Source organism: Marinobacter shunpengi (genome assembly GCF_045449715.1).
Lineage (GTDB): Bacteria > Pseudomonadota > Gammaproteobacteria > Pseudomonadales > Oleiphilaceae > Marinobacter.
Genome location: NZ_JBJJLA010000013.1, coordinates 50858 through 71190, shown reverse-complemented (window position 1 = coordinate 71190; position 20333 = coordinate 50858). Strand labels below are relative to the sequence as shown.

General features: G+C 61.3%; 20 protein-coding genes. 9 read left to right on the top strand and 11 right to left on the bottom strand.

Annotated elements, in window-relative coordinates; translation table 11 throughout:
* The first annotated feature begins 38 nt into the window (after nucleotides 1-38).
* Together ACJO3T_RS07690 and ACJO3T_RS07685 are read left to right on the top strand one after the other, a co-directional pair.
* On the top strand, nucleotides 39-1913 hold the full coding sequence (locus ACJO3T_RS07690; RefSeq protein ID WP_406978199.1) for a propionyl-CoA synthetase: 1875 nt from the start codon (nucleotides 39-41) through the stop codon (nucleotides 1911-1913).
* A gap of 305 nt (nucleotides 1914-2218) precedes the next feature.
* Complete coding sequence (locus ACJO3T_RS07685; protein ID WP_328189326.1) at nucleotides 2219-2428, top strand: cold-shock protein; 210 nt, start codon at nucleotides 2219-2221, stop codon at nucleotides 2426-2428.
* 91 nt (nucleotides 2429-2519) lie between these two features.
* Here ACJO3T_RS07685 and leuA read toward each other — a convergent pair whose 3' ends face one another.
* Nucleotides 2520-4193, bottom strand: a complete 1674-nt coding sequence (gene leuA, locus ACJO3T_RS07680; RefSeq protein ID WP_406978198.1) for a 2-isopropylmalate synthase — start codon at nucleotides 4191-4193, stop codon at nucleotides 2520-2522.
* A 146-nt stretch (nucleotides 4194-4339) separates the two neighbouring features.
* Between leuA and ACJO3T_RS07675 the strand changes: the two genes are divergently transcribed.
* The 6 genes from ACJO3T_RS07675 (at nucleotide 4340) to ACJO3T_RS07655 (ending at nucleotide 8877) form a co-directional block, all read left to right on the top strand.
* Nucleotides 4340-4843 carry an Lrp/AsnC family transcriptional regulator gene (locus ACJO3T_RS07675; protein WP_406963533.1) on the top strand — a complete coding sequence of 168 codons (504 nt, stop codon included), beginning with the start codon at nucleotides 4340-4342 and terminating at the stop codon, nucleotides 4841-4843.
* A 376-nt stretch (nucleotides 4844-5219) separates the two neighbouring features.
* Nucleotides 5220-5459: a hypothetical protein gene (locus ACJO3T_RS07670; RefSeq protein ID WP_406978197.1), complete on the top strand. Its 240-nt coding sequence runs from the start codon at nucleotides 5220-5222 to the stop codon at nucleotides 5457-5459.
* 105 nt (nucleotides 5460-5564) lie between these two features.
* Nucleotides 5565-6745 (top strand): IS3 family transposase gene (locus ACJO3T_RS07665; protein ID WP_406978196.1). Its coding sequence is split into 2 segments (ribosomal slippage): nucleotides 5565-5861 and nucleotides 5864-6745, totalling 1179 coding nucleotides; the frame shifts between segments, so codons are not numbered across the junction.
* Between the two features lie 119 nt (nucleotides 6746-6864).
* The gene (locus tag ACJO3T_RS07660) at nucleotides 6865-7347 is read left to right on the top strand and encodes a hypothetical protein (protein WP_406978195.1); all 483 of its coding nucleotides are present in this window, start codon (nucleotides 6865-6867) and stop codon (nucleotides 7345-7347) included.
* 574 nt (nucleotides 7348-7921) lie between these two features.
* Complete coding sequence (locus tag ACJO3T_RS19665) at nucleotides 7922-8311, top strand: GFA family protein (protein WP_504362693.1); 390 nt, start codon at nucleotides 7922-7924, stop codon at nucleotides 8309-8311.
* A 20-nt stretch (nucleotides 8312-8331) separates the two neighbouring features.
* The gene (locus tag ACJO3T_RS07655; RefSeq protein WP_406978194.1) at nucleotides 8332-8877 is read left to right on the top strand and encodes a DUF6624 domain-containing protein; all 546 of its coding nucleotides are present in this window, start codon (nucleotides 8332-8334) and stop codon (nucleotides 8875-8877) included.
* A 154-nt stretch (nucleotides 8878-9031) separates the two neighbouring features.
* On the opposite strand, the gene ACJO3T_RS07650 is transcribed toward ACJO3T_RS07655, so the two are convergent.
* Nucleotides 9032-9457, bottom strand: coding sequence for an OsmC family protein (locus ACJO3T_RS07650; protein ID WP_406978193.1), 426 nt, complete (start codon nucleotides 9455-9457; stop codon nucleotides 9032-9034).
* A gap of 209 nt (nucleotides 9458-9666) precedes the next feature.
* Here ACJO3T_RS07650 and ACJO3T_RS07645 point away from each other — a divergent pair, with 209 nt between their 5' ends.
* Entirely contained in the window at nucleotides 9667-11400 is a 1734-nt protein-coding gene (locus ACJO3T_RS07645) for a proline--tRNA ligase (protein ID WP_406978192.1), read from the top strand.
* A 62-nt stretch (nucleotides 11401-11462) separates the two neighbouring features.
* Here the strand turns inward: ACJO3T_RS07645 and murB are convergent, their stop codons facing one another.
* The 9 genes from murB to ACJO3T_RS07600 all read right to left on the bottom strand — a co-directional run bounded on the left by murB (nucleotide 11463) and on the right by ACJO3T_RS07600 (nucleotide 20291).
* Entirely contained in the window at nucleotides 11463-12506 is a 1044-nt protein-coding gene (murB, locus tag ACJO3T_RS07640) for a UDP-N-acetylmuramate dehydrogenase (protein ID WP_406978191.1), read from the bottom strand.
* On the bottom strand, nucleotides 12506-12988 hold the full coding sequence (locus ACJO3T_RS07635) for a low molecular weight protein-tyrosine-phosphatase (RefSeq protein WP_406963538.1): 483 nt from the start codon (nucleotides 12986-12988) through the stop codon (nucleotides 12506-12508). Before ACJO3T_RS07635 ends, murB begins: the two co-directional genes overlap by 1 nt.
* A 9-nt stretch (nucleotides 12989-12997) precedes the next feature.
* The gene (gene kdsB / locus ACJO3T_RS07630) at nucleotides 12998-13774 is read right to left on the bottom strand and encodes a 3-deoxy-manno-octulosonate cytidylyltransferase (protein WP_406963539.1); all 777 of its coding nucleotides are present in this window, start codon (nucleotides 13772-13774) and stop codon (nucleotides 12998-13000) included.
* Between the two features lie 5 nt (nucleotides 13775-13779).
* Complete coding sequence (locus tag ACJO3T_RS07625; RefSeq protein ID WP_406963540.1) at nucleotides 13780-13974, bottom strand: Trm112 family protein; 195 nt, start codon at nucleotides 13972-13974, stop codon at nucleotides 13780-13782.
* A gap of 1 nt (nucleotide 13975) precedes the next feature.
* Nucleotides 13976-15004 (bottom strand): tetraacyldisaccharide 4'-kinase, encoded by a 1029-nt coding sequence (gene lpxK, locus ACJO3T_RS07620; protein WP_406978190.1) that lies wholly within the window; start codon nucleotides 15002-15004, stop codon nucleotides 13976-13978.
* On the bottom strand, nucleotides 15004-16749 hold the full coding sequence (msbA, locus tag ACJO3T_RS07615) for a lipid A export permease/ATP-binding protein MsbA (protein WP_406963542.1): 1746 nt from the start codon (nucleotides 16747-16749) through the stop codon (nucleotides 15004-15006). Before msbA ends, lpxK begins: the two co-directional genes overlap by 1 nt.
* Before the next feature lie 44 nt (nucleotides 16750-16793).
* Nucleotides 16794-17216, bottom strand: coding sequence for an ExbD/TolR family protein (locus ACJO3T_RS07610; RefSeq protein WP_406978189.1), 423 nt, complete (start codon nucleotides 17214-17216; stop codon nucleotides 16794-16796).
* A 5-nt stretch (nucleotides 17217-17221) separates the two neighbouring features.
* The gene (pocA, locus tag ACJO3T_RS07605; protein ID WP_328189342.1) at nucleotides 17222-17851 is read right to left on the bottom strand and encodes a flagellar polar localization protein PocA; all 630 of its coding nucleotides are present in this window, start codon (nucleotides 17849-17851) and stop codon (nucleotides 17222-17224) included.
* A 91-nt stretch (nucleotides 17852-17942) separates the two neighbouring features.
* Nucleotides 17943-20291, bottom strand: coding sequence for a DNA internalization-related competence protein ComEC/Rec2 (locus ACJO3T_RS07600; protein WP_406978188.1), 2349 nt, complete (start codon nucleotides 20289-20291; stop codon nucleotides 17943-17945).
* Nucleotides 20292-20333 lie beyond the last annotated feature (42 nt).

Here is a 20333-nt window from a genome sequence, read left to right as displayed (position 1 = left end):
CAATAAAACAACAATGATCGACTGCATGAGGTGGACCCATGGACTACCAATCGGAGTTCCGTCGTTCGGTGGAGCAGCCGGAACAGTTCTGGCGTGAGAAAGCCAACGCGATCGACTGGATCCGTCCCCCCGAGGACATCTGGAAGGCCAGTGAAAACGGCCATGGCGAGTGGTTTCCGGATGGCCTGATCAACACCAGCGATGTTGCCCTGGACGCCAATATCCGCGCCGGCCGCGGTGACCAGAAGGCGCTGATCCATGATTCCCCGGTCACCGGCACCACCCAGAGCTATACCTACCGCCAACTGACCGACCAGGTGGCACGCTTTGCGGGTGTGCTCAAGGCCCGGGGCATTGGTCACGGCGACCGGGTCATCATCTATATGCCCATGGTGCCCCAGGCGGTTATCGCCATGCTCGCGTGCGCCCGGCTCGGGGCCGTTCACTCGGTAGTGTTCGGGGGCTTTGCAGCCCGGGAGCTAGCGGTCAGGATCACCGACGCCCGGCCCAAGGCCGTGGTAACCGCCTCCTGCGGTATCGAGGTCAACAAGGTCATTGCCTACAAGCCGTTGGTGGACAGCGCCATTGAGCAGGCGGAGCACAAGCCGGAGTGCTGCATCGTGTTCCAGCGGCCCCAGGTGACGGCGGACATGATCACGGGACGAGACCTGGACTGGGAGGCCGAAATGGCCGGGGCCACGCCGGCCGACCCGGTGCCCGTGGCGGCCACCGATCCGCTGTACATCCTCTACACCTCCGGCACCACCGGCAAGCCCAAGGGGGTTGTGCGGGATAATGGTGGCCACGCCGTCGCCATGCGCTACAGCATGGAGCTGGTCTATGGCGCCCGGCCCGGTGATGTGTTCTGGGCCGCTTCGGATGTAGGCTGGGTCGTAGGCCACAGCTATATCGTCTATGCACCGCTGATTACCGGCTGCACCACCATCCTCTACGAAGGCAAGCCGGTGAAGACACCGGACGCCGGAGCTTTCTGGCGCGTAGTGCAGGACCATCGCGTCAACTACCTGTTCACGGCGCCCACCGCCTTCCGTGCTGTGCGCAAGGAAGACCCGGAAGCGGACCTGATGGCCAACTACGACATCCGTTCATTGAAACGCCTGTTCCTGGCCGGTGAACGCCTGGACCCCTCCACCTATGAATGGCTGGTAGAACATACCAGCCTGCCGGTACTCGATCACTGGTGGCAGACGGAAACCGGCTGGGCCATCTGCTGTAATCCGGTGGGCATCCAGGAGATGAAGACCAAGCCCGGCTCCGCCACCCTGCCTTCTCCCGGGTTCAATGTGCAGGTGGTCAGCCCCGACGGACGCCCCATGCCCCCCGGCGAACAGGGACAGGTCGCGGTGAAACTGCCACTGCCCCCGGGCTGCCTGTCCACGGTCTGGGGTGACGATGCCCGGTTCCGTAAAACCTACCTGGCCCCCATCCCGGGCTACTACAGTTCCGGTGACGGCGGTTTCGTGGATGAAGACGGGTACGTGTTCATCATGGGGCGGACCGATGACGTCATCAACGTGGCCGGGCACCGCCTGTCCACCGGGGAAATGGAGGAAGTGGTGGCCTCCCACCCGGCCGTGGCGGAATGCTGTGTTGTCGGCGCGCGGGATGAGATGAAGGGACAGGTTCCCCTGGGGCTGGTGCTGCTAAAGGATGGCGCCACCATCGACCCGGAAGAGCTGGAGGAGGAATTGGTGGAGATGGTGCGGGAGCGAATCGGCGCTGTCGCCTGCTTCCGCCGGGCAGTGCTGGTGGAACGACTGCCCAAGACTCGGTCCGGCAAGATACTGCGGCGGGTGATCCGGCAGATTGCCGATGGCGAAGAGTGGAGCGCACCGTCCACCATCGATGACCCGGCGATACTGACGGAAATTGATCAGCAACTGCGCCGGTAATCAGTCCACAGGGTTGTGTCGTGAGTGTGACAGACGCCTGTTTTTTCTCCGAAATCGGGGGTGGTTCAAGGGTCTCAAAAAATCTTTGACGGCCCCCGAACTCGGTCTATACTGAATTTGCTGTGGAACGACAGCGGTATTAAGTGAAAGTGTTTCAGCGGTCTGCTTTATCAGGCGTTCGGTTACTCCTTCCCTCAGTACAACTGCCATGTTCCCGGCTATACCGTGCCGGAACTTTCCCCATGGACCGGCACACAGGAAAGGTCCCGTGAGGGCGCAACGTACAGGAAACACAGGAAAGATCAATGTCCGATATCAAAACCGGCCACGTGAAGTGGTTCAACGAGTCCAAGGGTTTTGGCTTCATCGCCCAGGACGGTGGCAGTGACGTTTTCGTTCACTACAGTGCAATCAACGCCAGCGGATTCCGCACTCTGGCCGAAGGCCAGCAGGTGCAGTTCTCCGTTACCCAGGGACCGAAAGGCCCCCAGGCGGAAAACGTAACCCCGGTATAAGGTTATGATTTCCGTCCATTGCCCCTCACGGGCTTTGGAGTGAGTCAAGGAAAGCCGGCAATTGCCGGCTTTCCTGCGTTTGGTGCCGACCTCAGGCCGTGGCCGGCTCGACACCCGCCGACGCACCCACGTGGTTACCCACCGCGGACAACAGGGCCTGCAAGGTGGCGGAGGTGGTATCCTCGGCCAGGGCGGCGGCACTGTGGACCTGGCCGCCCACCACTATACGGATACAGGCCATGGCATTGGCGTTGGTGCCCTCGCCCAGGGCGAACTCGTCATAGGCCTCAACGGCCAGAGAGATGTCATAGCTCGCTTCCAGCGCGGCCACCACGGCTTCAACCGCGCCAAGACCATGCCCCTTCAGTTCCACGGTCGGCTTACCGAACCGCACGGTGGCGTTAACACCTTCCTCGTCCCGGTGCAGGTCGTAGGTGGACAGGGCCCAGGCTTCGGCCACCGCCAGGTAACGGTCCTCGAACAGGCGATGGATGGTCTCGGAATCGATTTCGCCGCCGTTGGTTTCCGCTTCCTTCTGCACACACTGGCTGAACTCGATCTGCAGCCACCGGGGCAGGCTGATCTTGTAGTCCCGCTCCAGCACGTGGGCCACGCCGCCCTTGCCGGACTGACTGTTGATCCGCACCACTTCCTCGTAGCGACGATTCAGGTCCCTCGGGTCAATGGGCAGGTAGGCCACGTTCCACTTGTCGCCGTCCTTACGGTAGGACAGGCACTTGCGGATCGCGTCCTGGTGGCTGCCGGAAAAGGCGGTGAACACCAGTTCGCCGGCGTAGGGATGACGCGGATGGGTGGAGATCTCGGTGCAGGCCTCCACCACATCGGTGATTTCAGCCATGTTGGACATGTCCACCTTCGGATCGATGCCCTGGCTGTACAGGTTCATGGCCATGGTCACGAGGTCCATGTTACCGGTGCGCTCGCCGTTGCCCATCAGGGTGCCTTCCACCCGGTCGGCACCGGCCATCACCGCCAGCTCGGCGGCGGCGACGCCACAGCCCCGGTCATTGTGGGTGTGCACGCTGATACTCAGGTGCTCCCGGCGCTGGATGTTGTCGCAGATCCACTCGATCTGGTCGGCGAACACGTTGGGGGTAGCCATTTCCACGGTGGCGGGCAGGTTGATGATCACCTTCTGGCCCTGGTCCGGGCGCCACACCTCGGTGACCGCGTCCACTACCTCGGCGGCGTAATCCAGCTCGGTGCCAGTAAAGCTCTCCGGGGAATACTGGAAGGTCCAGTCGGTATCCGGATAGCGTCCGGCAATCTCCTTCACCAGCTTCGCGCCGTTCACGGCAATCTGCTTGACGCCGTCCCGGTCCATGCCGAATACCTGCTCCCGCTGGACGGTGGAGGTGGAGTTGTACACGTGCACGATGGCCCGCTTGGCACCTTCCAGGGCCTGGTAGGTGCGCTCGATCAGTTCCGGACGGGCCTGGGTCAGCACCTGGATGCGAACGTCGTCGGGTATGCGGTCTTCCTCGATCAGCTTGCGGCAGAAATCGAAGTCCGGCTGGCTGGCTGCCGGAAAGCCGATCTCGATCTCCTTGAAGCCTACCTTCACCAGCAGGTCGAACAGGCGTTGCTTCTGGGCCACGGTCATGGGTTTCACCAGCGCCTGGTTGCCATCCCGCAGGTCCACGGCACACCAGGTGGGCGCACGTTCAATAACCTTGTCCGGCCAGCGACGGTCGGTCTTGCGAACCGGCCGGAAGGGGATGTACTTGCTGTGATCGAAAGCCATGGTTGTGTCCTTTTGTCTGAAACAGAGTCAGGAATGATATGACACTATATTAACGCAGGATGCATAGAATTTTATTGCTATTTTTGCTGCCATTGCCAGAATCAGGGCAACATCCTCGTCGTTTAAGCCAACATTTTTGGAATATTATGCCGGAAAAACACCAGGAACTGCATAAACTGGACCGTACTGACCGCCGCATCCTCGATGCCCTGCAGCGGGATGGCACCCTCAATAACCAGCAACTGGCGGAGGCCGTCGGCCTGTCCCCCTCCCCCTGCCTGCGTCGGGTCCGGGCCCTGGAGGAAGCCGGCATCATCCGTCAGCGGGTGACGGTGCTGGATCACAAGAAACTGGGCCTGTCCCTGACCGCCATCATCCTGATCGGCATGGACCGCCACACGCCGGAGCGGTTCGAAGCCTTCGAGCAGCAGGTGGCCCAGTACCCCGAAGTGCAGGAGTGTTACCTGATCACCGGCCAGGACGCCGACTACATGCTCAAGGTGGTGGTGCCTGACATGGACCACTACCATCACTTCCTGCTGAACCAGATCACCCGCATCCCCGGTGTCAGCGGCGTGCACTCCAGCTTTGTGCTGCGCCGGGTGATCGATTCCACCGCCCTGCCCCTGAAATATCTGGAGGGCCTGTGATTACCACCTTGCATGTCCGCCAATCCACTGGGCATGCGAACGTGTCCAGAGCCCCGACGTCGTCCGTAGTTAAGCGAACGCGTTCGCATAACTCCGCGAACTCACGAGGAAATGGCAGTAACCATCTGATATGGTTGAAAGGAAAACACGGATCGGTGGAGTTATACGCCCACCTGGAAGATTCAGGAGTGACCCGGCGCGGGCGTATAACTCCTGAGGCAGCCGTGGAGACTTGAATTAACATCATGAATTTATGGACTTTTCTTCAGATAAAATCCAGCTTCGGAACGGAACTATACGAATGGGTGTTATACGAACGCGTTCGTATAATTAGCTGTTATGAGTAGGGGCCAGGGACATGGAGAGTGGTTGGCAAATGGCAGTGCTTGGCATCCTCGCCCTAGTGAATTATTTCTTTGCCTTTATGCTCTCTATAGAGATTGGAGAGCATGAGTTGATGCCGTTGAAAAAGAAGATTGGATGGCATGTGTTCACGTGGTTGGTGCCGATTGTAGGGCCACTTCTCACGCATCGATTCTTGAAGGTAGGTTGGGCAAAAGGCTCTGGTTCCGGTGGAGGTAGTGGCATGTCGCCGCCGAGCGATGGGGGGCTGTGACTCATGTACGGGCATACGGATCTCATAACCAGTCAATCAAGTTCGTTCTGGACTTCCCCCACTCTAATGGACACGCATCGATAACTCCGCAAGAGGAGCAGAACGATGCCAGAGATGATCACGGGGAAGAAAACTCAGCAGTACAGCACTGAGTTCAAGATCAAAGCGGTGGAATGGAGCCACCAGGCCCACCGGAGCGTGAAGGGCGTAGCCGAAGCGCCGGATATTCACCCTTTCATGCTGTCACGCTGGCGCAAGGAATATCGAGAGGGAAAGTTCGCCATGAAACGGGTCAAGAAAGCGCCAGCCGACGCTAAGCAGAAGGTCCAGGAACAGGATGAGATCGCCCGCCTGAAACGCCGGATATCGGAGCTTCAGGAGGAAAATGACATCCTAAAAAAGTTTCAACGTTTTCAGGCCGAGGAACGACGGAAGCATTCCGGTTCGTCTGGAAGCACCGAGGGGAACACGGAGTAAAGGCGCTGTGTCGCCACCTGAACATCTCGCGGTCTGGTTACTATGCCTGGGCAAACCGGAAGCCCAGCCAGAGAGCGTCTGAGAATGCCCAGTTACTGTTGAAAGTCCGCAAGGTCTACAACGACAGCAAGGGTCGCTATGGCAGCCCCAGGGTCTATCAGGCGCTGCGCCGTGAAGGTCTCGTTGTGGGTGAGAACCGGGTGGCCAGATTGATGCGGGAATGGGGCATGAAGGCCCGTGTCGCACGCGTCTATCGACGCATGACGAAACGACGGGATGACCTGAAGGCCCTGCCTAATCATCGACTGGAGGCTGACAAGCCGACGGCAGTGAACCAGCACTGGAGCAGTGACGTCACCTACATCAAGCTGGGTAAGAAGTACGTGTTCCTGGCGGTCGTGCTGGACCTGTTCTCACGGCGGATTATCAGCTGGCGGTTGGGAGAGAACCTGAGCGCAGACTTTGCCAAGGCAACGCTGCGAGAAGCTTTTACAAGCCGGCAACCGGCACCGGACCTGCTGTTCCATACCGATCGTGGTATCGAATACCGGGCGCACAAAACCCAGGCGCTGCTGAACCAACATCGGGTACGGCACAGCATGAACCACCCAGGGCAATGTACGGACAATGCCGAGGTGGAGTCCTTCTTCAAGACCCTGAAGGGAGAATTACTGCACGCCACCAGCTTCGTGACGTTGAGACAATTACGAAAGCACATCAAGGACTATATTGAAGGCTTCTATAACAGCTACCGGCTGCACAGTGGCCTTGGTTACCGGACTCCGATAGAGTTCGAGGGGATTAACTGATGGGGCGTGTCCAATTTATTGGGGGAAGTCCATTCCGGCCCTGCGGGCCTGCACCGGACGCCCACTACGCTGCGCTCCATGGGCGCCGCTTATTTTTGCGTTAATGGAGGATACAAAGTTTGGCTCTAGTTGTAAGACTGCTCGTGGTCGGGTTCATCATGCTTTTTCCCACCTATCTGTTAGCTGGGTCTTGTAGCAAAGAGCCGCGCGATGATATTCAGTCATGCTTACATAATCTTTCAGAATATGCAGAAAAACTCGAATCATATCGAAGTGATTTTGAGGCGAGAAACGAAACAGCACTCCTCGAGCTTGCAGGCTATTTCAGAGAGAGAAAAGAAAGCGATATTTACTGTGTTGCGTCCCTTTCATCTTGGGTGCCTAGTGAGTTGCTGGCGACTTATTTTAACGACGTCATCTTCATCACCTCTGATATCGAGAGATACGTTAGGTTAAAATCGGAGGGATTCGGTAGGGAAACAGAAGAACAAATGTATGGGTACGTCGAAAGAAGATATGTTGACCTAAAGAAATCTATAGGGAGTGTGATTAATCATGAGCTTGCCTTCATCCCTTGTGATCAACGGGGGCTCCCGCATTAACCAGTGCAGGCACGGCGACGCCCTTTACATTGCGCCTTCGGCTCTAATCCATGGGCGCGCGTACTGCAAGCGTTGAGGCTGTAGAAAAAGGCTGAAGGCCTATCTTAAGCCAAAATTGGTCAATAAATGATCTAAAAATAGGTCCTATTCTTAAAATCTGGAGCACTCGTTACTGAAAACTCTTCTAGATTTTACGTAGGAGCGCGATCACGAATTGGGGCGGGGCTTTTTCTACAGCCTCGTTATGCGTCGGTTCAACTTTAGAGGGAATCTTGGTGTTTGGCCCTGGAACGTTGGCATCAATCAGCTTGGCTATCATCGTGGCACCCATAGCACTCACTTTGTTGCTAGCGCTCACATCTAAGAATGCCGCAAATTCTGGTGTAGCGTACTTAGCCATCGCTGGTTTGCAGTTCGGGGCGCTGGGGCTTGTTGTATCAGGCCTCTGGTGGGGCGTGCAGAGGCTCTTATAAATGCAGAACAAAACTGGTCAGCATCGCCCACTTCGTGGGCCGGACCTCCGTTACGGCACCTTGCGCCTTCACTCCGGCCGCTGTCGGCTGCGTTAAGTGCCATGAAGAGATACCAAGGCTCCTGCCATTGCGGAAGAATCCGCTTTGAGGTGGATGCGGACATTGATCATGTGCGCTCCTGCGATTGTTCTGTGTGCCTCCGTAGAGGTGCCCTGAACCATCGGGTAGCGAAGGGGAAGCTTCGTTTGTTGGTTCCGTGGAGCGATCTCGCACTGTACCAATGGGGTTCGAGAACAGCGAAAGACTACTTCTGTCCGGTGTGCGGCATCCTGCCATTTAGGCGGCCGAGCGATCCTACGACGCAGGAGCTACGCGAGGGAGTCGAGCCCTTCGACGGTTGGGCGGTTAATGTCAGGTGTCTGGAAGGGCTGGATCTAGAGGCGATTCCGGTCAAGAAGATTTACGGTAGTAGAATCACCCATGATACTTAACGTTAACTGGGAAGGAGCCCATGAATCAGAATCTTGCGAATGAGCTGGTCACGATGATGACGGAAGACCAGCGGTTGTTGCAGCAACTCTTCAATTCCGGCGAGCTGCCATCTGAGTCTTACCATCCCCGGATGAAAGCCCTGCATGAGCACAATGCTTCCCGCCTGAAAGAGATTATTGGTACTCAAGGCTGGCCCGGTATTTCTTTAGTTGGGGAAGAGGCTGCCAAAGCTGCATGGCTAGTCGTTCAGCATTCTGTTTCAGATCCCGGGTTCATGGGGAAGTGTGTCTCCCTGCTGGAAGATGCCGTTGCGAGAGAGGATGTAGCGGGCTGGCAGTTGGCATTCCTCCAGGATCGGGTGCGTACGCTATCTGGCAAGCCTCAATACTACGGCACCCAGTTTGATGTTGATGAAAACGGTTGGCCAACACCGTTTCCTATCGAGAATTCTGCCACGGTTAATGAACGCCGTGCGCGTCTTGGACTGAACTCCCTTGAGGAACGCCAGGAACAAATGACTGAGCGGGAGCGGGAACGTCGTGCCAATATCGAGAAAACCAGTTAACAAAACGCGGCACTCTGACGTGGACTTCCCCCGGTGTCACGTACAAAAAAGTATCAAGGCCGCGTGTCCACGCCAACCCGGTAATCCTGGAAGCAAAGCCACGGAACAACAAACGCCACCGTGACCTACTTCCTCAACCGGGGAAGCATCCCCTTTAAGATTCCAACTTGGCGTCCATTGTGATTTCCGCCTTCAGCACTCTGGATACCGGACAGCCGACCTTGGCCTTTTGCGCCAGTTCCTCGAATTGGGCCTGGTCCGCTCCCGGCACCCTGGCGGTTACGTCGAGGTGTACCCTGGTGATGGCAAAACCATCCTCCGTCTTGTCCAGGGTCAGGTGGGCCTTGGTGTCGATTTTATCCGGCGTGAGATCCGCTTCCCCCAGAATCATCGATAGGGCCATGGAGAAGCAGCCGGCATGGGCTGCGGCGATCAGTTCTTCCGGGTTGGTGCCCGGCTCTTCCTCGAATCGGGTCTGGAAGCCATACCGACTGTCGGACAATACGCCACTCTGGGTTGTGAGCTGGCCCTTACCGTCTTTCAAACCGCCCTGCCAAATGGCTGAACCTGTACGTTTCATGGGTCCTCCTTGTCTCTGGATGGGAGAAAGCCGCTTGTCTGGCGGCCATCCATAAAGGTAGGCCACAACGACAACAACGGAAAGTTTCAGGCCCCCCGGAACATCTGACCGGTTCATTTCTGCCTCAGGGCACGTACAATACGGGGCAAGCATCAAGGAGCCCTGCAGAACTCCTGAACCAACAACACTTTTTCGTTACGGAAACCATAATGCGAGCAAGCCGTTATCTGATTGCCACCCTCAAGGAAAATCCCTCCGATGCCGAGATCATCAGCCACCAGTTGATGCTGCGGGCCGGCATGATCCGTAAGCTGGCCGCCGGCCTGTACACCTGGCTGCCACTGGGGCTGCGGGTGCTGCGCAAGGTGGAGCGCATCGTGCGGGAAGAGATGGACCACAGTGGTGCCCAGGAGGTGCTGATGCCCGCGGTGCAACCGGCGGAGCTGTGGCAGGAATCCGGCCGCTGGCAACAGTATGGCGGCGAACTGCTGCGGATGAAGGACCGCCATGAGCGGGACTTCTGTTTCGGCCCCACCCATGAGGAAGTGATCACGGACCTGATCCGTAACGAGCTGAAGAGCTACAAGGAACTGCCGGCCAACTTCTACCAGATCCAGACCAAGTTCCGGGACGAGCGGCGGCCCCGTTTCGGTGTGATGCGTGCGCGGGAATTCCTGATGAAGGACGCCTACTCCTTCCACATTGACCGCGACTCCCTGGATGACACCTACGAGGTGATGCACCGCACCTACTGCGCCATCTTCGACCGCCTGGGCCTGGACTACCGCCCGGTGGAGGCGGATTCGGGCGCCATTGGTGGCAGCGCCTCCCACGAATTCCACGTGCTGGCCTCCTCCGGCGAGGACGAGATCGCCTTCAGTACGGAAAGCGACTACGCCGCCAATATCGAGAAGGCCGAGGCCCTGGCACCTACGGGTGACCGCCCGCAACCTTCCGAAGACCTTAAAGAAGTGGAAACTCCGGGCCAGACCACCATTGCCGCCATCTCGGACTTCCTGAAGGTGCCCACGGAAAAAACCGTGAAAACCCTGCTGGTGAAAGCCGAGGCGGAAGAAGGCGAGGATGCAGGCCTGGTGGCCCTGATCCTGCGGGGCGACCATATCCTCAACGACATCAAGGCCGAGAACCTGTCGGGCATTGCCGAACCACTGACCATGGCCACCGACGACGAGATCCGTGAGGCCACTGGTTGCCCGCCCGGCTCCATCGGCCCGGTCAAGCTGCCAGTACCGGTGATTGTCGACCGCGCTGCGGCGCATCTCGCGGACTTTGTCTGCGGCGCCAACCGGGAGGGCTATCACCTCACCGGCGTCAACTGGGAACGGGACGTGCCCCTGGGGCGCGTGGAAGACCTGCGTAACGTGGTGGAAGGTGACCCGAGCCCCGATGGCAAGGGTCAGCTGGAGATTCGTCGAGGCATCGAAGTGGGCCACATCTTCAAGCTGGGCAACAAGTACAGCCAGGCCATGGGCGCCACGGTGCTGGACGAGAACGGCAAGAGCGCGATACTGGAGATGGGGTGCTACGGCATCGGCGTATCCCGCATCGTGGCGTCGGCCATCGAGCAGAACCACGACGACCGGGGCATTATCTGGCCGGAGGCCATCGCTCCCTTCGAGGTGGCGATCGTCACCCTGAATGGACACAAGTCACCGGCGGTGCAGGAAGCGGGCGAAAAGCTCTATGAGCAGCTGCGCCAGGCGGGCTTCGATGTGCTGCTGGACGACCGCAACGAGCGCCCGGGTGTAAAATTCGCGGACCTGGAACTGATGGGCCTGCCCCACCGGATCGTCGTCTCGGACCGGGGGCTGACCGCCGGCACCCTGGAGTACAAAGGCCGCCGGGATGCGGACAAGCAGGACGTTACCGTGGAGGACATCCTGCCGTTCCTGCTCAATGCCTCCCCCCGCCGGGGACTCTGAAACAGCGCTGCCGGGCGACAGGCTATCCGGGATAGAGCCTGTCGCCCGGCATCACGCCCGCTTCAGGCTGGCGGTGTCAGTCCACAGCCTGAAGGGACGACCCCCGGTTCCATTTCCAGCGTGACTCCGTAACGCTCCCGCACGTCATCACGAATCCTCCGGGCCAGGGCCAGCACATCGGCACCGGTACCCGACGAATGGTTCACCAGCACCAGGGCCTGCCGGTGGTGCACCCCGACCGTCCGGTTCCGGTAGCCCTTCCAGCCACACTGGTCAATCAGCCAGCCGGCGGCCAGCTTGACGCCGTCGTCCAGGGGATAGGCCACCATTTCCGGCCATTGCCGCTGCAGCGACTCCCATTGCTCCTGGCTGACCACCGGGTTCTTGAAAAAACTGCCGGTATTGGGCAGTTGGGCCGGGTCCGGCAGCTTGCGGCGACGTACCGCCATCACCGCTTCGGCCACCGCCGTGGGTGACGATGGCGCTTCACCCTCGAACCACTGGGAAAGCTCGCCGTACCCCAGGGACCAGGGTCGGCTGCGACTCAGGGCCAGCCGGATTTCCAGGATCAGGTAGCGCTCGGGTTCATGCTTGAACAGGCTGTCGCGATAGCCGAAACGGCAATCCTCGGTGGTCAGCACCACTTCCTCCCCGAGTTGCCGGTCCCAGGCGCTGAGGCTGACGAAGGTATCGGACAGCTCGACACCATAGGCGCCGATGTTCTGGACCGGGGCGGCACCCGCCGTACCGGGGATCAGGGCCAGGTTCTCGATGCCCCGGTAGCCTGCCGCAGCCGCATAGAGGACCGCCCGGTGCCAGTTCTCCCCCGCCGCCAACACCAGCGTGGCGCAGTCGCCCTGCATCGCGGTCCAATGGCGGCCTTTCAGGGCCATGTGCAGGACCAGTCCGGGAAAGTCGTCGCAGAAGATCAGGTTGCTGCCACCACCGACCACCTGGACCGGCAATCCCTCCTCCTGTGCCCATGCCAGGGCGGCCTTCGCTTCCCCGGTATCAGTCGCTTCCACCAGGTAGCGAGCTGCGGCCGGTGTCGCCATGGTGCTCAGGTTCTGCAGCGGGGCGTTTTCAATCAGGTTGTGGGGGCGCATCAGTCCAGTCGCGCCCGGATGTCGGCCAGCAGGCCGTCGCTGGCTTCGGTAATCAGGTCCAGCACCCGTTCAAAGCCATCGTTGCCGCCGTAATAGGGGTCGGGCACTTCGTCCTCGTGACCAGCTTCCAGGAAGTCGAGGAACAGACGAGGCTCGGTACCGCCCTGCTGCAGCCAGATATCCCGCACGTCCGCCAGGTTCTGACGGTCCATGGTCAGCACGTAATCGAACCCCTCCAAGTCCCCCGGGTGGAACTGGCGGGCCCTCAGGTGACCGATATCAATACCACGGCTGGCGGCCGCCTGCCTGGCCCGCTCATCCGGCGCCTTGCCAATGTGCCAGCTACCGGTGCCACAGGAATCCACCTCGACACGATCCGACAGGCCCTGCTGTTCCAGCCGGTGCCGGAACACGCCCTCGGCGGTGGGCGACCGACAGATATTGCCAAGGCACACGAACAATACGCGAATCTGGTTGCTCATCAGGGTCTCCTACACTCCTTTTCCGGACGCCAGTTGCTGGCGCACCCGCTCCAGGTCTTCCGGGGTGTCCACCCCCGCCGGCGGGGGCTCCGACGCCTCGCTGACATGAATCCTCGCGCCATGGTAGAGCGCCCGAAGCTGTTCCAGGCTCTCGGTGGTCTCGGTGGGCGCGGGCGGCCAGCCGACAAAACGGTGTAGCAGGCTGACCCGATAGCCGTAGATGCCGATATGACGCCAGGCCCGGTAATCCTCCGGCAGGCTGTCCGGCGTGGCCAGGGTCTGCCACTGGTTCCTCAGCCACGGCATGGGAGCACGGCTGAAATAGTGGGCATAGCCGTCCTGGTCCCGAACCACCTTCACCACATTGGGATTGAACAGGTCCGCCGGCGTGGTAATGCGTTCACACAGAGTGGCGATGGCAGCCTGCGGGTAGTCATCCAGGGCCTTTGCCACCTGGTCAATCAGGCCCGGGGGGATCAACGGCTCGTCACCCTGGACATTCACCACCCGGGCGTCGTCCGGCAACCCCAGTTTTTCCGCCACCTCCTGCAACCTGTCCGTGCCACTGGCATGGTCGGGGGACGTCATGACCACCTCGGCGCCGAAATCCTTGCAGGCGGCCACGATGCGTTCATCGTCGGTGGCCACCAGGACCCGGCCGGCATGGCTGCGGCAGGCCTGCTGGTAGACGTGGCGAATCATCGGGACGCCGTTGATGTCCGCCAGGGGTTTGCCTGGCAGGCGGGAGGAGGCGTACCGGGCCGGAATGACAACGGTGAAGGACATGCTGATTACCCCAGCGGCCGATCGACGCGCTCATCCGTGGACAGGGTGCGGGCCTCGGTGGCCAGCATCACCGGGATGCCTTCGCGGATGGGGAAAGCCATGGCGTCGGCATAGCACACCAGCTCATTACGCTCCCGGTCGAGCTTGAGGTCTCCCTTGCACACCGGGCAGGCGAGCATGGCAATCAGTTTCTTGTCCATGTCAGGTCTCTCTTGAAGAAGTCAGTTGCAGGCCTCGCCCCGTCAGTTTCCGGTGTAGTGCCTGCTCCAGCGCCGGTCCAAACCCCGGGGGCAGGGTCGGCTCCACATCCAGCACCCAGCACTGGTCATGAGCGAATGGCCGGATCTTGACAGCGTCCTTGGCGGTCATCAACAGGGGACGGTTGTCGGCCATGGCGATATCCCGTCCAGTATATCGATGATGATCAGCAAACGCCCTCCCCTCCACGGTGGCGCCGAGGGTCCGCAACTGGTCGAAGAATCGTTGCGGATTGCCAATACCGGCCAGGGCGGCACACTCCCGCCCCTGCAACCAGTCCGGGGACTGTGTCTCGCCGGTGGCCAGGTTACGGACCCGGGATGGCTCAAGGGTCATGGCATGGCGGTCGGGATGGGCCGGTACGGGCCCGGTGGCCTCGCCGTTGACCACCACGAAGTCCACCTCCCCAAGGCGTTCCGGCATTTCCCGTAACGGCCCCACCGGCAGGCCAGCGCCATTGCCGATACCCCGGGCGCCATCGAAGACCGCCAGCTCCAGGTCCCGGGCCAGGTAATAGTGCTGAAGGCCGTCATCGCAGAGCAACAGGTCACCCAGGTCCTGCTCCAGGACCAGCCGGGCCGACTCGAGACGGCGGGGATGCACCACCACCGGGCAACCGGTCTGGGCTGCCAGCATCACCGGTTCGTCACCGGCGCGGGCAGGGTCGGTGTCGGGGGTGACTACCATGGGCGAGTCAGCGGGACGATCGGAACCATAGCCCCGCGACAGGATTACCGGTCGCCACCCCTGTTCCGCCAGATAGCCGGCCAGCCAGGCGGTCAGGGGCGATTTGCCGGTGCCCCCCGCAGTGATATTGCCCACCACGATCACCGGTACTGGCAAGAGGTGGGCTGCAGCCTGCAAACGCTGGCGGCGGCTCCGTGCAATCCGCTGGTAAAGCCAGGAAAACGGCAGCAGTGGCCACAACGGGCGGCACTGCCGGTACCAGAGTACCTCCGTCAGGTCCGCCATCACCCTTCGCTGAACTGCATCCGGTGCAACTGCGCATAGGCGCCATCGGCGGCCAGCAGTTGCTGGTGGCTACCGTCCTCGACAATGCGACCGGACTCCATCACCAGGATGCGGTCCGCCTTTTCGATGGTGGACAGGCGGTGGGCGATCACCAGGGTAGTGCGCCCCTTCATCACCACCTCCAGGGCTTCCTGGATGTGGCGTTCGGATTCGGTATCCAGGGCCGAGGTGGCCTCGTCCAGGATCAGCACCGGCGCATCCTTGAGCAGGGCCCGGGCAATGGCCAGGCGCTGGCGCTGGCCTCCGGACAGCATCACGCCATTGTCGCCCACCACGGTGTCCAGCCCCTCGGGCATGCGCTCGATAAACTCCAGGGCGTGGGCCTTGCGGGCGGCTTCCTCGATCTCCTCCCGGGAGCGTTCCCGTAGCGAGCCATAGGCGATGTTGGCGGCAATGGTGTCGTTGAACAGCACCACGTTCTGGGTCACCAGGGCAATCTGGGCCCGCAGTGCCGCCAGGCTGAAGTCGGTGATGGGGTGATCATCCAGCCGGATCTCCCCCTGGTGGTATTCGTAGAATCGGGGCAGCAGGCTCACCAGGGTGGACTTGCCACTGCCGGACCGCCCCACCAGGGCCACACTCTGCCCTGCCGGGATATTCAGGCTGATCTGGTGCAGGACGTCGTCCAGGGTGTCCTGGTAGCGGAAGCAGACGTTGTCGAAACGGATCGCACCGTCGACCCGCTCCGGCGCGTACTGACCGGCATCCTCTTCCGGCTCCTCGTCCATGGTGCCGAATACATCATGGGCCGCAGCCACCCCTTTCTGGATCTTGCTATGCACCGACGTCACCTGTCGGATCGGCTTCGCCATGGTGGCCGCGGCGGTGATAAACGCCACCAGTTGCCCGGTGGTCATACTCCCCCGGATCTCCGGCGCCAGCATCACCCATACCAGGGCGGCAAGGGCCAGGGCCACCAGCACCTGTACCACTGGTGTCGCGATCGCCTGGGTGGAGGCCATCTTCAGCCCCTGGCGCATGGTGCGGTCGGCAACATCACCGAAGCGCTGCCGTTCATAGTCCTCGCCGCCAAAGGTGCGCACCACCCGGTAACCGGTAATGGATTCGGACGATACGTGGGTGATATCCCCCATGGAACTCTGGATGCGCCGGCTGATCTTGCGGAAACGCTTGCTGGCGTAGTTCACCACCAGCCCGATCAACGGCCCCAGGGCGACAAAGATGAGGGTCAGTTTCCAGTTGGTATAGACCATGAACCCCAACAGGCCAACGATGGTCAGCCCCTCCCGGAGGATAATGGTCACCGCGTTGGTGGTGGCATCCGCCACCTGCTCGACGTTAAAGGTAAGCTTGGATACCAGCCGCCCGGAGGCATGATTATCATAGTAGCTGGATGGCAACGACAGCAGCCGGTCAAACAGTTGCTTGCGCAGCGCGTTGACCACATGGCGGCCCACATAGGCAATAAAATACTGGCTCATGAAGGTGCCCACGCCCCGGAAGGCAAACACCCCCACGATCATCCCCGTAATCAGCATGCGATTCTCGGCGGTGGGATTCTCGATGGCCTGGATGACGAATTCCATGGCCGCCGCCATACCGGTGGAGGCAGCCGCATAGATAACGTTGCCCACCACCGCCAGGGAGAAGGCGAACCAGAAGGGTTTGACGTACTTGAGCAGTCGCCCGTAGGTCTGCCAGTTGGAAGCTTCAGCTTGGTTCATCGCCCTGCCAGGTGTTTGCCGGATTCAGTATCCCAGACGTGACACTAGGAGTCGTCCGACGTGGGATCGGTGGTGAACTTGATCTTGGTGAAACCCAGTTTGCCGGCGACATCCATGGCCCGGATGACAAACTCGTGGGCCGTGCGGGCATCCGCCGTAATCACGAACGGCAGGTCGCTGTTGTCGCCCGCCGCATCGCGAATGGCCTGCTCCAGCGTCTGACGACGATTATTGATCAGGGTGCGACCATTAACAATGTAGTGGCCCTGGGCGTTCACCACCAGGTCGATCAGTTCCGCCTCCACGGCCATCGGTTCACCGTCGGCCTCGGGCAACTGGATGTTGAGCTGGTTATCGTCCGGCAGGGTGGTGGACACCATCAGGAAAATCAGCAGCAGGAATACCACATCGATCAGGGGGGTAAGATCCACCCCCACTTCCCGGCTTCGCTGGCGTTGGAATTTCACGGCCGTCAGGCTCCCTCAACGTCGATTTCGCGGTCGCCATGCACCACCTCCACCAGGCGGATGGCTTCCTGCTCCATACCCACCACCAGCGCCTCGATACGGCGAATCAGGTAACGGTGGGCGATCAGCGCGGGGATGGCCACAGTGAGGCCAGCGGCAGTGGTCACCAGCGCCTCGGAAATACCACCGGACAGGGTGGCGATGTTGGCGGCCCCTTCGGTGCCCTGCATCTTCGCAAACACCTTGATCATACCGATGACAGTACCCAGCAGACCCAGCAACGGCGAGATGGTGGCGATGGTGCCCAGGGGGTTGAGGAACCGTTCCAGGTCGTGGATCACCTGGGCCGCTTCCTGTTCAATGCTTTCCTTCATGACCTCCCGGCCATGCTTGGCATTCATCAGGCCGCTGGCCAGCACCCGACCGGTGGGAGATGATGCCTGCAGTGCCTTGAGCTTGCGGCCATTGAGGTCCTTGGCCTTGATCCAGCGCCACAGCTCGGACATGACATCCGGTGGCGCCACCCGTGAGGGCCTGAGGGTCCACAACCGCTCCAGGATAATGGCCAGCGCCAGAATGGAGCACAACACAATCGGCACCATCAGAATGCCACCCGCTTTCAGAAGCTCAAACACGCACGGTCTCCCTGATCTGTTACAAGCGGCGCTACTTTAGCATAGCCACGGAATCAGACCACACCCGAAAGCGACGGTTGGGAAGGATTCCTCACTCCGGGGTGACGGACTCCGGCCCACGGACCCAGAACGGGGCCCCCTGCCGCCAGGGTGTTACCCACAACCCATCAGTATCCAGGTCCAGCCTCAGGGCACCGGATGTCGCGGTATTGAACAGGTCGCTGCCAGCGGACTGGTAACGCGCCACCACATCCGGATGGGGGTGGCCGTAGCGGTGCCGGTAGCCTGCGGAGAAGATCACCCGCTCCGGAGACAGCCGGCGGACGAATGCCGCCCCGGAAGAGGTCTTGCTGCCGTGGTGCGGGGCGAGCAGGGCCAGTTCACGCCCCTCCCCGAGTGCCACGGGCCACTCCGCCAGCAACCTGCGCTCCGTCGGCACCGAGATATCGCCCGGCAACAGGATCTGCTGGTTGCCATGGCGAATGGCCAGGACACAGGAACGATCGTTGGCATCGTCGATTTCCGCTGGCATCGCCTGCCAGAAATGGACCTCCACCGCCCCCACCTTCAAGGGCTCCTGCCGATGGCACGGCACCACGGCACGATTCCCGACATTGTCGGCGATCCGGCCGGCTTCCCCTGAGATGATCCGTCCGGGCTCATAGCGCCGGAACAGATGGGCCAAGCCACCGGCGTGATCCTGGTCGCCGTGACTGAGCACCAGGGTTGCGATGTGCCGGACACCGATGTGCTCAAAGGAAGGGATCAGCACCTCGGATACGGCGTTGTATCCCGAGGCGGATTCCGGCCCGGTATCATAGACCAGCACCTCATCCCGGTGCCGGAGCATCACCGACAACCCCTGCCCCACATCCCAGACCCATAGCTGGGGAGTCGGTTGCCATCGGTTTCCGGCAGGCAGCCCGGCACCCACCAGCACCGCCCCCACCAACAGCACCGAACACCAGCGCAGACGACGGTCCGGAACCCACAGGGCGACCAGCACGGTGCCGGCCACCACCAGAGCCAGTACCACCGGCATCCGCCCCTGGGGCAGATCCAGCCCGGCCAGAGACGTCAGCACCCACCATAGGCTGCCAAGCACACCATCGAACACCATGCCAACCCAGGCAGCCGCCTGCCCACCGGTCACCAGCAACACCAGGCCACCGGCCAACAGCACCGGCATCACAATCAGGGACAGCATGGGGATGGCCAGGATATTGGCCACCAGGCCCGCCCAGGCGGCGCCCTGATCCAGCACCGACAGTACCGGCCAGAGCCCCGCAAACACCGCTGCCTGGGCAATCACCAGGGCGCGGATAGCGCCAGGCTGCGCCTGTCGACGGCTGAACACCAGAATCAGCACCGCCACGGCGCAGAACGACAACCAGAACCCCTGGTCCAGGGGCGCCAGCGGGTCCAGCAGCAGGACCGCCCCCAGGGCCAGCAACCACCCGTGCCAGGGCGAGGACAGGCGTCCCACCAGCAACAGCCAGCCGGCGATCACCACCATCACCAGCGCCCGTCGTGTGGGAACCGTAAAACCCGCCAGCAGGGCATAGCCAGCGGCCACCAGGATCACGCACAACCAGAGCCACAACCGCAGTTGCCGGGGAGAGGGTGCCCGGCGGGGCAACCGCAGAGCCAGCCAGCGCAGCACCAGGGACGCCAGCGTCGCCACCAGACCCAGGTGCAGCCCCGATATGGCCACCAGGTGGATGGTTCCGGTGGCTTCGAGCACCTGCCAGTGTCGGTTGCCCAGATCTCCGCGATAGCCCAGCAGCAGCGACATTGCCAGGCCGCTATGCGCCATGTCATCCAGGGTATCGCGGGTGGCCAGCAGTGCCTGCTGGCGCCAGCGATAGTACCGGCAAGGCAGGCCACAGGATTCCGACGGGGCAGCGCCCACCTCACGCACGGTGCCGGTGGCGCCATACCCCTTGCGAAACAGCCAGGTCTCGTAACGGAAACCGCCGGGGTTGATGGCGCCATGGGGACGTTTGAGCACCACCGTGGCGGTCATGGGGCTGGGAAGCGCGAGGGTGGCGCCGTCGCCATACCAGGACAGGCGCAACCGACGGGGCACCCCGTCGGGGCGGTCGCCGGTCAGGCAAAGGCTGAAGCGGACACTGTCCCAGGCCCCCGGCGACGGGGCGTCACAGAGGTATCCGGTGACCGTCAACTCCCGGCCCTCAAGAGCGGACGCCAGACGGTCCTCCAGGCGACCCTGGGAGGCCAGGGCTGCCCAGGCGAGCCCCAGCATCAGGCAGATCGCCATCACCAGATAGTGACGTCCCCTGCCGTGCCTCCGCCAGAGCGCAACGGTCGCCATCAGGGCCAGGCAGAAAACCGACACCGACAGCGCCCGAGGTGGCGGAAAAAGCCCGGAGTACAGTATGATGACGCCGCAGGCAAAGGCGGCGATCCTTGCCCCCATGAGTTGATCGTCCCTATCCTGAAGGGGATTCCTGGTCTCCGG